Raw genomic sequence first — 13,915 nt, 5'->3', positions numbered from 1 at the left:
TACGGCGCAGCAGCCATGAACGATCAGCAAAATGAGCATCGCTCCCACCCGATAGCTCCGGCCGCTGCACTTTGAAATTCGCATGGGGCCGGATCAATGATCCGGCCCCGTCTGCTTCAGCGGTTATATTTTAAACGTATCCACGATCTCCTTGAGGCGGGCCGCCAGGGAGGCCATCTGGCCGGCATTTTCATGCACCTGGCTGGAGGATGAGGACATTTTATCGGCCGTCCGGTTGACCGCTGCGGTCTCTTGGGATATCCCGGCAGCGGATGTGGAGTTCTGGCTGATGTTTTCATTGACCTCCTGGATGCCCTGGGAAGCCTGGGCGATATTATTGGCGATCTCATTGGTGGCGGCGGACTGCTCCTCAACCGCTGTGGCAATGGTGGCCACAATGGTGTTCACCTCTTCTATGATCCCTGATATCTCACCGATGCCCTTTACGGCATTGCCGGCCCCCCCCTGGATGGCGGTAATCCTGTTTTTAATATCCTGGGTGGCCCGGGCGGTCTGGCTGGCCAGGTCCTTGATTTCCCCCGCCACCACGGCAAACCCTTTTCCGGCCTCACCGGCCCTGGCCGCTTCGATGGTGGCATTCAATGCCAGTAGATTGGTCTGTTCTGAAATATCGCTGATGGTTTCCGTAACATTGCCGATATCTGTGGCCGCGGTACTCAGCTCCGCCATCTGTCCGGCCGTGTCTCCGGCCTGCCCCACGGCATTTTCCGTTATGGATCTGGCTGTTTCGGAATTTTTGGCGATTTCCCGGATGGTGGAGGCCATCTCGTCGGCCGAGGCCGATACCATATTGATATTGGCTGCCGCCTGTTCCATGGTGGCGGCCGCTGAAAGTGAGGCCGCAGACATTTCCTCGACGGCTGCAGAAACGGTTGACGCTTTTCCCGTGGTATCCCGGGCATTGCCCGACAGCTCTTCGGCAATGGCCAGCAGCCCCGTTGAGGCGCTGTCCACGTCTGCGGATTTTCCGGCCAGTTCTCTGATGATGCGCTGAAGTTTTTCAAGGAAGGTATTGAACCAGCCGGAGAGTTCTCCGATTTCATCCTTTGAATTCACCGGAAGGCGCAGGGTCAGGTCCCCTTCCCCCTGGGCAATGTCCTTTAGCCCGTGGATCACCCGGTTCAGGGGGCGGGTCACCAGGGCATGGGAAATGTAAAAGACGACGGAAAACAGGATGATTACCGCGGCCAGGCCGATGATGATACTTGTGTTTCTCAGGGATTTGGCATTTTCCATGATGGTGTCCATGGGAATGCTCACCCCCATGCTCCATGGGGTGTCGGTATCTCCCACAAGGATGGGCACCATGAGCTGAAGGGAGGCATCTTTGCCGGCGATGGCGGTTCGGGTGCCGGAGTAGATTTTTCCGGATTTGATCGCCGTCATCATGGCTGAAGCCGTTTCCGGTTCAACGATGTCCTGTAATTTTTTCCCGGCCACCTCCTTTGCCGGATGGGCCACGATATACCCGTCATTGGCCACGATGAATCCGTACCCGGTACCGAAGGGCCTTACCTCTTCATTCATTTTGGCGAAAATTTCCAGGGAAAGGTCAATGGCGGTCATGCCCAGAAATTTCCCCTGGGGTTTGATGGGGGCGACGATGGTTGCCATGAGGACATCCTTGCCGCCGACGGGATAGAGATAGGGATCCGTCAACACCTCTTTTCCGGTATCCCGGGGGACGGTGTACCAGGGTTCGCTGTCGAAATTCAGCAGGGGCTCCACCTCAATGGGGCCGTTGCCCCGGTGCCAATAGGGGACGAAGCGGCCGGTCTTGTCATGCCCTGCGGCATTTTTAAATTCATCGTCCCTGCCGTCCAGGGCATTGGGTTCCCAGCAGGTGTCGATGGCGATAATGCCGGGATTCCGTTTCAGGGTCTGCTTGAGAATTTCATTCATATCGTCCCGGGACGGGGCGTTTGTGCTGTTTTTCATCCCTTCGAACACATGGGCGACGGTCCGGTTCACATCCATGACCCTGTTCAGCTCTGCCTGGATGTGGCCGCCGTATTTCAGGGCGGTTTCATGGGCCGCTTCTTCCGCATTCCGTTTGGCCATTTCAGATGCATTCATGGTGATGTATGTGATGGTAACAGCGTAGGATACCAGAACCACCAGACAGACGGATACGAGCATTTTGGTTCTGAGGCCTGCATTTTTAAACATTGGGTTCTCCTTGATGCAATTTTTTCTGTAAAGCTTAAAGATGTCCTAATATATTTCAGTCAGGCGTCGGGATGACAGCAAAGATCAATCTGCCAGAAGTGCCATGAGTTCCGGAATGCCGGTTTTGTCCGTGGCGCTGGTGGTGAGGACGGCCGTCGCACCGGCCCGTTTCAGGAACCGCTCGGAACGTTCGGCGTCTCCTTCTGAGAGATCCGCCTTGGAGATGATGCCGATGACTTTTTTCCTGAACATGGCAGCGAATTTCGGGGGAAAAATAGAAGTTTTCCGGGTGGCGTCCTGGACCAGGCCGATGATGTCGGCCTTGAGGGCGGAGGTCATCAGGGCCGAATAAAACCTGCGGTTTTCAACGAATTCACCCGGGGTGTCCACCACAATGCCGCAGTATTTCACGGCCTGGGTTTTGACATAGGAGATCTCCTGCCCCCGCAGGGCCTGGGTGAGGGTGGTTTTCCCGCACCCGGTCTGGCCGATGAACATGATTTTTTTCATCAGATGTATTCTTTTAAAAGTTCCGGAGAGGCGGCCGGGATTACGACCCGGTTGACCAGCATGCCGGATTCTTTGATGGTTTCCACGGCTGCATCCACGGCAGCCGTAACCGATGCAGTGTCGCCGTTGGCCAGGAAAAAACCCTTGCCGCCGATGGCCATGGAAACATGGACCCTGAGCAGCTGGACATCGGCCGCTTTGACCGCGGCGTCGGCGGCTTCGATAATGGGGGTGGCGGAAAAGGTCTCCACGATCCCCAAAGACCTATGGCCGGCATTGGTGAGATCCACGTTCCCGGAAATGGCGGCAAATACCTGGGGATCCACATTGGGAATGTTCAGGTGCTCGATGAGGAAGCCGGCTGCCTGGGTTTTGCCGGCATTCAGGGCGGCATCCACGGCGGAAACACTGCCGCCGATGACGATGAGGAACTTGCCCGAGCAGATGGTCCGGGCGATGAGGGGGGTTACTTCGGCAGCCTTTATCATGGCGTCCTGGGTGTCGTACCCGGCTGCGATGCTGGATAATTCGATGATGCCTATTGCATGGGGCATGGGTAAAATCCTTGTTTTTACGCTTTATATGCAATGGGACGGCGGCGGTCCGCCGTCCCTGTTTGTTTCTGTGATGCTGTTTTTAGGGGACGATCCGGATGCAGGTGTCGTCCACATGGCTGACCTGGCCGGCTGCCGGGGAGTGGATTTCACTGCCCAGGGCCTCGCCCATGGTGGCGATTTTCTCTCCCTTTTCCACGGCGTCCCCGGCGGTGACCACCGGAGCGGCAGGACCGCCGATGTGCTGGCGCAGAGGAATGGTCAGTTCGGCCGGTGTGAACACATGGTCGGCCAATTCCCCTGAATCGGGGAAGCGGTTCAGATCCAGCATGGTCTTCAGCCTGCGTGACGGGGTTTTCCTGTACTGGGCCAGGGGGTGTCCCTCATTGGAGAGGGGCCCGTCATAGCTCAGTTTCTGTTCAATGGCCGCCTGCCGGTTGTTGATACAGACCTGGGAAGGGTACAGGCCTTCGGGGCAGGAAACAAAGGAGCAGAGGTTGCACTGGCAGCAGTAGAGGGCGTGGGTCTGAACGGTCTTTTCACCGGCATCTTCATTGTGGAAGACCAGGGAACGCATGGCACGGTGGGGCTGGATGGGATGTCCCAGAAGGTACCTGGGGCAGAGTTCCGTACAGAAGGTGCACTGGTCGCAGCCGGCCTTGCCGATCTTGTTTACCGTTTTCTCCGAGGCCATGTCCCTGTATTTTCTGATGAGTACATGGTCGCTGGGAAATACCAGCAGGGCGGCCGTGGTTTTGGTCACGGGCCGGGTGAAATCCGTCACAATGCTGCCCATCATGGGGCCGCCTTCGATCACCGTGTAATCGGCGATGGTCGGGCATGCGTAGTCCAGGATTTCCTTAAAGGAGATCCCGATGGGCACCTCAAGGGTATGCCGGTTTTCCACCTCTCCGGCTATATTGATGAACTTGGTGGTCACAGGGCGGTCCATGCCGATATTGTACAGGGACTCCACGTTGTTGACCACAATGCCCCGGGAGATGGGAAGCTGCCCGGGTTCAACAATGATCCCGGTGGTTTCCCGGATCAGGGTCAGTTCATCACCGGCCGGGTAGAAGTCATCCACGGCGCAGATCTCCACCCGGCCGGGGAGCCGGGCGGACAGGGCGTCGATGATGGCCTTGTGTTTCCGCTTAATGCCGATGATTCCCCTTTGGGCGCCAACGGCGGCCATCACCGTTTCAAGGCCTTTGAAAAAGGCATCTGCACGGTGGATGAGAATCTGCTTGTCCTTGTGGAGCAGGGGCTCGCATTCTGCGGCGTTGACCAGAACCGTATCGGCGCTGGACTTCACCTTGACATGGGTGGGGAACCCGGCACCGCCGGCACCCACCACCCCCATTTCCTTGATCCGGTTAACAGCATCCATAAAGCAGTAATCCTTATTGATCTTCCCAGTTGGCCGGGTAGGTCACATAGACGAATTTGGCGTATTCGGGAACGGAGAACTGAATGGTGGTGTTCGCCGGGATAAATACCAGTTCGCCCTTGTTGGCGGTGACTTTTTTGCCGTTGACAATGATGGTCAGGCTGCCTTCGAGAACCACGTCAACCTCGTCGTAGTTCAGGGTCCAGTCAAAGGTGGTGGCTTCCATTTCCATGAGGCCGCAGCCCAGCCGGGGGCTTTCTTCCAGGGTGAGGACGTCCTTGAGCAATACCTTGTCCCCGGGTTTGCCGGTATCGAATTTTTCAGGTTTCACGGTGGCGATCTGAACGGATTTCACGCCGGAAACCGGGTCCCGGTCGGATTTGAATTCTTCGGCGGCCTGGCCGGCAGCCCCTTCCATATGCTTGGCAACAACTTCTCTTACAATGGATTCCAGAATGTTTTTATCGATGTCCATTTTCAACTATCTCCTTTGTGTCTCTTTGTATACTAACCTTGTGAATCAAGGATGGTTATCTAGTTTGCGTCTATCTTTGACATTACAGCCAGGGTAATTTCTTTTAATACTTCGGGATCTTGAATTCCGTATTCCCTGCCCAGCAGGTCCACAATGGTCATGGCCATGCAGGTCTGGCTGCGGACCTGGTCCGGTGAACCGATGGCCCTGAGCTGTGCGTCGGGCCCGCAGGCATCCGTGGCGGCCGGGGCAGGGCAGGTCTCTTTGGTATATTCGATTCTGACGCCCCGGTTCCTGAGGATATCCTTGGCACCCGGGGTCAGGATTTTGTCCGGTCCCATTCTGAAAACCGTCTCTTCCGGTCCTAGAAACTTATCCAGGTTGTTGGGGCCGATGAGTTCTTTTTTCATATTGTTCTCTCCAGTGTTGGATTTAGATCGTTCCGGCCAGGGCTTCAGCAGCCCGGCGGTCGGGGTTGGGAATTACGGTGCTGTCCAAAAGATCCTTATCCAGATGCAGGCAGGCCGCTTCAACGGCCTCCGCCACGGCGGCCAGGTTCCCGGCAACCAGGATAAAGGATTTTCCGTTGATGCCCCGGGCCACGGCCAGCCGGACCAGGGTCACATCGGCGCGTTTCACGGCTGCATCTGCAGCGGCGATGCCTGAAGCGGACCGCCGGCTTTCGACCAGGCCCAGGGCCTGCCCCGGTTCCGGCATGGTTCTGGTTTTCAGCGCCCGGATCACCCGGGCGCTGATCCGGGAAATGATAAAGGTGTCAACTGCGGCCGGATCTTCAACCACGGCAGTTACAGCAGCCTTGACCGCATCCCTGGCCCCGGTCACCCGGATGAGGAACCGCCCGGAACAGATGGCCCCGGCCTGGAGCAGGTCAACCTCGCCCCTCTTGAGCATGATATCAAGTAGGCGGGCGCCGCTTGCAATGGTACGGGTTTCAACCAACCCCAACGTATCCAGTATTTCAGTCATAATTTCCTTATCCCAGCCGGTTTGCGGCTGGTGCACCCGGTGTGTCCACCTGGTCGATGATCCCTACAATGGCGGCATCCACAGGGGTGCCGTCGGTCTGTGGGGCCTGGCGGGCGGAACTACCTGTGGCCACAAGCACCAGGTCGCCGATGCCGGCGCCCACCTGGTCCGCGGCAACCAGGCAGTCTTTTTTTTCACCGGTCACCGGGTCCACGGGCATGACCACCATGAGTTTTAGTCCGCTTAGGGTTTCCTCTTTCCGGGTCGCCCATACATTTCCCACCACGCTTCCCACGATCATAATTATTCTCCGTTTTAAAACCGTTGAATTTCGATTCCCAGTGCGTCGGCCAGATCTTTTGCCAGGCTCGTCACAATGGTTCGTTCCGCGATCCTGGCCCGTGACACGCCCTGTTGGTGGAGCCTTTGGATCTCCTGTTCGGTCACCAGTTTTTTTTGTACCGTCAGGGCCCCCTTGGCCGGCGGTGCCAGCTGGGTCAGGCCGAATCCCTCCAGGGTCTTCCGATAGGATTCATACAGCTGCCACAGGGCCGGGGGCGCCGCCTCCCTGAAGGCGGTGTACTCGAAGTCCATCACCTTTACCTGATACCCCGACATGAGCAGTTCCAGGACATTGTGTCCCGTTTTTTCCGTTGCCCGGCCCAGGGCCAGGTCAGCCATGGCCGTCATGGACAAGGAGGGAAGAATGATTCCCTCGTACTCACGGGACGGTTGGTGTACCGGGTCCATCACCTGCAGCCCGGGGCGGTCTTCGGTAAAGACCGTGGCGGCCCCGGTGGGCAGGTGGGCGGTGAGCTTTTCCATGTCCGTGTTTTCCCTTGTCCCCAGAATCAAAAAACAGGAGGAGAAAGATTCCAGAGACGCGGATTCACGGATGCCGGCCAGGACTTTCCTGACAATCTGTTCAATTAAGGCGGCCTCGGTCATTGCCGGCCTCCTTCACGGGATCTTTTACAATCCTGCACCGGGTGCCGGGGCCGCAGCCGCAGCCGTTGGCCTCGTCCGCATCAATGTGCATGGCCAGCCGAAAGTCCTTGTGGACCCGGACCAGCACATCCCGGAATACCGCCGGGCGTCTGCCTTCCATGAGCACGGCCGTCAGTTCCCGGTCCCTGACATCCAGCCGCCGGGCATCATCCGGCGACATGTGGATATGGCGTCCGGCAACGATCACTCCCTGGTCAAGGGGCACGATGCTGCTGCCCGAGGAGAGCAGTATGCCCGGCGTCCCCTGGACATCCCCGGACTGGCGGATGGGCACGTCAAGGCCCAGGGACCTGGCGTCGGTAAGGGATATCTCCACCTGGGAAAGATCCCTGGCCGGCCCCAGCACGGCCACATTGTCCATCACCCCCTTGGGGCCGATGAGGCGGACCCGCTCCTTGCACAGGTACTGGCCCGGCTGGGACAGCTCCCGTACCGGTGTCAGGGGGGTGCCGAAAAGTGCAAGGGCATCCTTTTCAGAGAGGTGGACATGGCGGGCCGACATTTCCACGGGGATGGTGTCGTCGGCTTCGGCAGGGGTCAGGTTCCCCTCCTGAAACCGGGTCAGTTCCACCAGTACATCCCTGACAATCTCTTCAATATTCATATTATCCATATTGCTTATCCGTCACCCCGGGCTGGCCGGGGGAATAAACCCCGGCCTGTTCCCGGACCATGAGTATATAAACGGCGGAACTCATCCGGTTCAGGGCCTGGAGCAGGTCCTGGCGGCGGGTTTTGAATTCGCACCTGAAGGCATTCACTGCACAGGTTTCAACTTCCCTGACCCGGCTTCTCAGATCGTTGAGGGCCAGCAGGGTGTATCCCATGTCAACGGCGGGCATGATGTGGCCGACGCCGTAGTGTTTTTTGGGATAATGGGAGTGCTGCCGTAACTCGTCGGTGCTCAGTCCCAGGGTGCATTCCATTTCAAGGTCCGTGTCCAGGACATCGGCCTTCATGATTTCCCTTGTCCAGTCCAGAATCTGGCCCAGGTCCGCTGACAATCCCGGCAGGCCCTTTTCAATGGCGTGGGCCTGGACCAGGAGGATGGCCGACTGGAGGCTGTCCAGCTTTCCCCGGAAAACGATCCGGGGATGGTCTTTGGGGATCAGCCGGTTTCCGGCCAGGTGGGTCATGTGCTCGGGCTTGGCCTCGTACCGGCTCCCGTCCAATGCGGAAACATAGGGATAGCGTTTCTCCGCCGGTTTGGCCTCTTCGGCAGGAGGGGCCTCGTTTCCGTCTGGTGTCTGGGGCTTGGAAGCCGGCGCCGGGTCGGCACCGGCTTCCAGGATCTGAATCTTGCGTTCAGCCAGGAAGCCGGCCGCCGACGGCGTCAGGATCTGCCCTTTTTCAACCTGGAAGGTGTCAAAGGGCGCCTTCCGGAACAGGGATCTGAGGGTGGCCTCGGTGATGACCTTCATCTATGCCTAGCCTTCAAGCTTGGGCAGAATCATTTCAACATCGCCGTGGGGGCGGGGAATGACATGGACGGAAACCAGTTCCCCAACCCGTTCTGCCGCAGCGGCGCCGGCGTCGGTGGCGGCCTTTACAGCGCCCACGTCGCCGCGTACGGATACGGTCACAAGGCCGGAGCCCACCTGGGTTTTACCGATGAGGGTGACGTTGGCGGCTTTAACCATGGCATCGGCTGCTTCAACAGCGCCCACAAATCCTTTGGTTTCGATCATTCCGAGTGCGTTCAGTGTAGTCATTTTATTATTCCTTTGTTTTGTTGGCGGCCCGGCATGGGCCGCGTGTTTAATTGGCGTTTATTCTTGTTGCTAAAATTCTTAGGTTACATCTTGCTCAGCTGGGCCAGGACAAGCTCGGTTATCTGCTTGACCTGGGTATCCATATCATTGCCGGCGGAGGCGGTGCAGGATACTGAGGCCGGTTTGTCCACCGGGCATTTGCCCGTGTCGTAGGCCAGGTATCTTACGTTGAACAGGTGCATGGGCCCCACGTTGTCCGAGGTGGAGCTGCCGCCCACGGTGCCGCATCCCAGGGTAAACGAGGGGGGCAGTGCCGTGGTAATGCCCACGGCCCCCTGGGTGGAGGGGGTGTTCACCAGGAGGCGGGAGACCGGTTTTTTCATGGCAAATTCCCGGACCACTTCATCGTTTTCCGAGTGGATGGCCAGGGAGTGGCCGATACCGCCGTTCTTCAGCAGTTTGTGGCAAAGGTCACAGGCGGCCTGCCAGTCCGCCACGGTGTAATATCCGATGAGGGCGGTGAGCTTTTCCTTGGAAAAGGGAAATTCAGGCCCCACACCTTTTTCCCGGTAGGCCAGCACACGGGTACCGGCCGGGATCTTGATGCCGGCCAGGTCGGCGATGTACTGGGCGTTTCTGCCGACAATGGCCGGGTTCATGCTGCCGCCTGCCCGCTCCATCACGGGTTTGACACGGGCCACTTCCTCCTCTGAAAGAAAGTAGCCGCCCTGGGCGGCAAACTCTTCGGCCACATCATCGTCGATGATGTTTTCGGTGACAATGGCCTGTTCAGAGGCGCAGACGGTTCCGTTGTCAAAGGTCTTGGAGGCCATGATCCGAGATACGGCTTTGGTGATGTCGGCGCTTCTTTCAATAAAGGCCGGGACATTGCCGGCGCCCACGCCCAGGGCCGGGGTGCCGGAGCTGTAGGCCGCCTTGACCATGCCGGGGCCGCCGGTGGCCAGGATGAGGTCGGCCTGCTTCATCAGCTCTGCGGTACCCTGGATGGTGGGGATGCTCATCATGGTCACCAGGTCCACCGGCGCCCCCTGGGAGGCAAGGGCCTCCTGGATGACCTCGACGGTTTTGCGGATGCATCCGGCCGCCGAGGGATGGGGGCTGAAGACCACCGCGTTTCCGGCCTTCAGGGAAATCATGGCCTTGTAAAAGGTGGTGGACGTGGGATTGGTTGAAGGGATCAGGGCCGCAATCACACCGGCCGGCGAGGCAATTTCAAGGATTTTCTTATCCCTGTCCTCGTTGATGATCCCCATGGTTTTCATGGGGGCGATGTGGGCGTAAAGATCCCGGGTGGCCAGGATGTTCTTGGCCTTTTTATCTTCCCATTTGCCGAACCCGGTCTCTTCCATGGCCATTTTTGCCAGTTCCTCGGCATTGGCCTGACCCTTCTCGGCAATGGCGTTTACCATGGCGTCCACCCGTTCCTGGGAGAGGCCGGCCAGGAATTCCTGGGCCTTTCTGGCCCCCCGGACAAGGGAGCGGGCTTCCTGAAGGGAGAGTAAGTCTTTATCTACTACCATATTTATCCTTATATATAGGTGCCTGGATTTTTACGGCGCCCTATTGTTTGCTTCTGTATTCGGTTATCTTTGCGATGAGTTCCTCTTTCCTGGCAAATTTTATCTTTTTCCGGGACAGGGGAAATCCTTTCAATGACCGGGCCAGCTGCCTGAGCTGGGTGACCTTCATGCCTGCCAGCTCCTCTTCAGCTGGTGGGGCTGGCGGCTGGGCCTCCTCAAGGGGCTCTGCGGCTTTTTTTTGCACTGCCGGCGCCGGCGCGGGTTTGTTCTGAACCGGTCTGGCCGCCGGTTCAGGTGCCGGCCCGTCCAGGATCTGGGACAGGCCTTCCCCCGTCCGGGCGATCACGGTGTGGAACCGGACCTCGCCCAGGCGGGCGGCGGCGGTCCGGGCGGATTCCATGGCCGCGTTCACAGCGGAGACATCCCCCCTGAATTTGACGGTGACAAGGCCGGCACCGATGCGCTCAAGGCCGGTGAGTTCCACCTCAGCGGTTTTTACGGCGGCGTCGGCCCCTTCAATGGCCGGTATCAGCCCAAAGGTTTCCAAAAGTCCCAATGCCCGGGAATCCATTAGTACCTCAACGGATTGTCGGCAATGGAGATCACCGCATCGGCAAAGGCGTCACAGGCCGCCTTGCAGGCGGACTGGCTGCCGGTGAGAAGGCCGCCGCCGAAGTTGGTTTCCGAGGGGGGCTCGAAAAAAGACGCCATGGTGACGTCGGCCGCTTTCATGGCCGCGTCCAGTGCAAAAATGGACTCAATGGGGGGCGCAATGAGGTAGGCCAGTGCCTCGCCTTCCCGGATCCCTGCGGTTTCGGAGAGATAGGAGCCGGTCCGGGAAATACAATGGGCAAAATAGGCAATGGAGTCGTCTTCATTGGCCGAGTAAAAACAGGCGTCGTTTTCAACATAATCGATGGCGGCCTCCACCCCGGCTTTGACCTCGGCCGGGTTGGGCCCGGAGAGGATGCCGATGAATTCACCGGCCAGCTTGGTGTTGGCGTTATCCGCACCGCCGTAGAATGATTTGGCATAGGCCACTGATACAACGGCCTTTTTGGTGGCCTCGTCCAGGGCGGCATATCCCACGTCGTCGCAGTCGGTGGTAATCATGCCCACGCTTCTGTGGCCGTCGGGCAGCTTCAGTTCCTTGATCAGGGCCGAATCCACATTGGGAATCATGCGGATGGCCAGCACCTCTGTGCGTAATGCATCACCTTTCATGGGAGTTCTCCTATAGTTTGAGATCCAGGCCCGAGGCCTTCTGATCCAGCATTTTTTTGATGACACCGGCAATGTGGGCCCCTGCCTCAACGGCCGGGGTCCCGCCTTTGTGGATGTTTGAAATCACTGTTCTGTTGGCTTCGGGCATGGTGGTGGATGCCTTGTAGGCCATATAGCAGGACATGCTCTCTCCGGTGGCCAGGCCCGGCCGTTCGCCGATGAGCAATACGGTCACCTCCGGGGTGATCAGCTCGGAGACCACATCCATGGAGGGGACCCGGCCGTATCTGAGGAAAAACAGGGGGTTGGCCTGGATGCCCATGCCGGTAAGACCCTGGACAATGGACTTGTAGGTATCTTCGGCATTGGTTTCCACTGCCGTGGAACTCAGACCGTCGGCAATATAGATCTGGACCCTGGCGTTGGCCGGGCAGATGGTTTTGAGCTTGGCGGCCTGGTCTTCAGGCAGTCTGCGCCCCAGGTCCGGGCGGGTGAGGAATTCATCCTTGTCCGTGCAGCAGCTCTGGAGGGTTTCAATACCCAGTTTTTGGGTAAATTCGTCGGACACATTATTGAATACGGCATCCTGGGCCACGGCATGGTCGGCCCGGAACCGGAGAAGGGAACGGGTCAGGGGCCGGGGGCCGGAGCGCCAGATGCCGATTCGGGCAGGAGTGGTCTCCTTAAGTTTGAGGTACATCTCCCGGTTGTGGGGGTGGGGCACCAGCAGTTCTTTTTTCAGGTCAACGGCGGCCAGGTCCTCAAGGGCGTCGTCATTTACCTGGGCGGCTGAGGAGCCACCGGCTCCGGCAGCACCGGCTCCACCGGCAGTGTCAGCCGCGTTGGCAGCGCCAGCGGCGTTCAGGCTGCCCATTACATCTTCAATTATTGCTTTTAGCTTATCTTCTGAAATCACCGTAGTCTCCTCCTACTTGATAAAAACCGAGGCATCGCCGGCCCGTCTGCCCAGACGGCCGTTTTCACGGAAGCCCATTTTTTCCAGCCATTGGTCGAATTCGCTGACCGGGCGCAGTCCCAGGGTTTCCCTGAGGCTTGAGGCGTCGTGGTAGCCGGTGCACTGATAGTTGAGCATGATGTCGTCGCCCTGGGGAATACCCATGAAATAGGTACAGCCGGCGGCTGACAGGAGAACGGCCAGGTTTTCAATGTCGTTCTGGTCGGCCTTCATATGGTTGGTGTAACAGGCGTCCACCCCCATGGGGAGCCCGGTGAGCTTGCCCATGAAATGGTCCTCCAGTCCGGCCCGGATCACCTGCTTGTTGTCATAGAGGTATTCGGGGCCGATGAACCCGACCACGGTGTTCACCAAAAAGGGGGAAAAGTGTTTGGCAAACCCGTAGCACCGGGCTTCCATGGTCACCTGGTCCACTCCGTGGTGGGCGTCGGAGGAAAGCTCGGAGCCCTGGCCGGTTTCAAAGTAAAGGACATTGGGCCCGGTGGCGGTGCCCTCCTTGAGGGCCAGGTCCCGGGCCTCGGCCATGGTGGCCGCACTCAGGCCGAAGGCGGTGTTGCCCTTTTCACTCCCTGCAATACTCTGGAAGATCAAATCGGCGGGGGCCCCCTGCCGGATGGCCTCCATCTGGGTGTTGACGTGGGCCAGCACACAGGTCTGGGTGGGGATGTCGTGGGTTTCCTTGATCTCCTGGAAGAGTCTGAGAATGGCTGCCACGGAGTCGGCCGTGTCATTTACGGGGTTGAGGCCGATGACCGCATCCCCCACCCCGTAGCTCAGCCCCTCATAGGTGGAGATACGGATGCCGTCCAGGTCGTCGGTGGTGTGGTTGGGCTGGAGGCGGAAGGCCAGGGTCCCCTTTTTACCGATGGTGGTGTTGCAATGGGCGGTCACTTCAATTTTTGAGGCCGCATAGACCAGGTCCAGGTTGGACATGAGCTTGGCCACGGCCGCCACCATTTCCGAGGTGAGCCCCCTGGAAATGCGGCGGATGGCTGCGCTGTCGGTTTCATTGGAGAGGAGCCATTCCCTCAGTTCTGCAACGGTCCAGTTTTTGATACTGCCGTAGATCCGTTCGTTGACGTCATCCTGGATGAGCCGGGTGACTTCGTCCTGCTCATAGGGGACGGCCGGGTTGTTTCTCAGATCCGCCAGGGTCAGATTGCTCAAGACTTCCTTTGCCGCAACCATTTCGGTGACGGAGGCGGCGGCCACACCGGCCAGCTGGTCCCCGGATTTTTCCTCATTGGCCTTTGCCATGACGTCGTTGACGTCTTTAAAGGAATACAGGGTTCCAAATAGTTTTGTTTTTAATCTCATTTGCGTGTTCCTCAAGTGTATGGGATTTAGG

General features: G+C 58.5%; 17 protein-coding genes. All 17 read right to left on the bottom strand.

The genetic code is table 11. The features are described 5' to 3' along the window. Positions 1–123: 123 nt before the first annotated feature. Positions 124–2,190, bottom strand: a complete 2,067-nt coding sequence (locus HUN04_11790) for a methyl-accepting chemotaxis protein (GenBank protein WDP90340.1) — start codon at positions 2,188–2,190, stop codon at positions 124–126. An 84-nt stretch (positions 2,191–2,274) separates the two neighbouring features. Next, complete coding sequence (gene eutP / locus HUN04_11785; GenBank protein WDP90339.1) at positions 2,275–2,700, bottom strand: EutP/PduV family microcompartment system protein; 426 nt, start codon at positions 2,698–2,700, stop codon at positions 2,275–2,277. After that, a complete protein-coding gene (locus HUN04_11780; GenBank protein ID WDP90338.1) occupies positions 2,700–3,254 on the bottom strand; it encodes a BMC domain-containing protein in 555 nt (184 codons plus the stop codon). Before HUN04_11780 ends, eutP begins: the two co-directional genes overlap by 1 nt. 82 nt (positions 3,255–3,336) lie before the next feature. After that, a complete protein-coding gene (locus tag HUN04_11775; GenBank protein WDP90337.1) occupies positions 3,337–4,644 on the bottom strand; it encodes a 4Fe-4S dicluster domain-containing protein in 1,308 nt (435 codons plus the stop codon). 13 nt (positions 4,645–4,657) lie between these two features. Continuing rightward, positions 4,658–5,119: a DUF861 domain-containing protein gene (locus tag HUN04_11770; protein ID WDP90336.1), complete on the bottom strand. Its 462-nt coding sequence runs from the start codon at positions 5,117–5,119 to the stop codon at positions 4,658–4,660. A gap of 59 nt (positions 5,120–5,178) precedes the next feature. After that, complete coding sequence (locus tag HUN04_11765) at positions 5,179–5,529, bottom strand: hypothetical protein (protein ID WDP90335.1); 351 nt, start codon at positions 5,527–5,529, stop codon at positions 5,179–5,181. 22 nt (positions 5,530–5,551) lie between these two features. Next, complete coding sequence (locus HUN04_11760; GenBank protein ID WDP90334.1) at positions 5,552–6,106, bottom strand: BMC domain-containing protein; 555 nt, start codon at positions 6,104–6,106, stop codon at positions 5,552–5,554. A 7-nt stretch (positions 6,107–6,113) separates the two neighbouring features. After that, a complete protein-coding gene (locus HUN04_11755; GenBank protein ID WDP90333.1) occupies positions 6,114–6,407 on the bottom strand; it encodes a EutN/CcmL family microcompartment protein in 294 nt (97 codons plus the stop codon). 14 nt (positions 6,408–6,421) lie between these two features. After that, positions 6,422–7,054, bottom strand: coding sequence for a hypothetical protein (locus tag HUN04_11750; GenBank protein ID WDP90332.1), 633 nt, complete (start codon positions 7,052–7,054; stop codon positions 6,422–6,424). Then, a complete protein-coding gene (locus HUN04_11745; protein ID WDP90331.1) occupies positions 7,032–7,727 on the bottom strand; it encodes a phosphate propanoyltransferase in 696 nt (231 codons plus the stop codon). Before HUN04_11745 ends, HUN04_11750 begins: the two co-directional genes overlap by 23 nt. Continuing rightward, positions 7,720–8,535 (bottom strand): ATP-binding protein, encoded by an 816-nt coding sequence (locus HUN04_11740; protein WDP90330.1) that lies wholly within the window; start codon positions 8,533–8,535, stop codon positions 7,720–7,722. Before HUN04_11740 ends, HUN04_11745 begins: the two co-directional genes overlap by 8 nt. Before the next feature lie 6 nt (positions 8,536–8,541). Beyond that, a complete protein-coding gene (locus HUN04_11735) occupies positions 8,542–8,826 on the bottom strand; it encodes a BMC domain-containing protein (GenBank protein WDP90329.1) in 285 nt (94 codons plus the stop codon). An 83-nt stretch (positions 8,827–8,909) separates the two neighbouring features. Beyond that, positions 8,910–10,367: an acetaldehyde dehydrogenase (acetylating) gene (locus tag HUN04_11730; protein WDP90328.1), complete on the bottom strand. Its 1,458-nt coding sequence runs from the start codon at positions 10,365–10,367 to the stop codon at positions 8,910–8,912. A gap of 40 nt (positions 10,368–10,407) precedes the next feature. Beyond that, on the bottom strand, positions 10,408–10,938 hold the full coding sequence (locus HUN04_11725; protein ID WDP90327.1) for a BMC domain-containing protein: 531 nt from the start codon (positions 10,936–10,938) through the stop codon (positions 10,408–10,410). Beyond that, complete coding sequence (gene eutL, locus HUN04_11720) at positions 10,938–11,591, bottom strand: ethanolamine utilization microcompartment protein EutL (protein WDP90326.1); 654 nt, start codon at positions 11,589–11,591, stop codon at positions 10,938–10,940. Before eutL ends, HUN04_11725 begins: the two co-directional genes overlap by 1 nt. Before the next feature lie 10 nt (positions 11,592–11,601). Further along, positions 11,602–12,507: an ethanolamine ammonia-lyase subunit EutC gene (gene eutC / locus HUN04_11715; protein WDP90325.1), complete on the bottom strand. Its 906-nt coding sequence runs from the start codon at positions 12,505–12,507 to the stop codon at positions 11,602–11,604. A gap of 12 nt (positions 12,508–12,519) precedes the next feature. Further along, positions 12,520–13,884: an ethanolamine ammonia-lyase subunit EutB gene (locus tag HUN04_11710; GenBank protein ID WDP90324.1), complete on the bottom strand. Its 1,365-nt coding sequence runs from the start codon at positions 13,882–13,884 to the stop codon at positions 12,520–12,522. Between the last annotated feature and the right edge of the window lie 31 nt (positions 13,885–13,915).

This window comes from Desulfobacter sp., from assembly GCA_028768525.1.
Classification (GTDB): domain Bacteria; phylum Desulfobacterota; class Desulfobacteria; order Desulfobacterales; family Desulfobacteraceae; genus Desulfobacter.
This window is presented reverse-complemented; position numbering and strand designations above follow the sequence as displayed.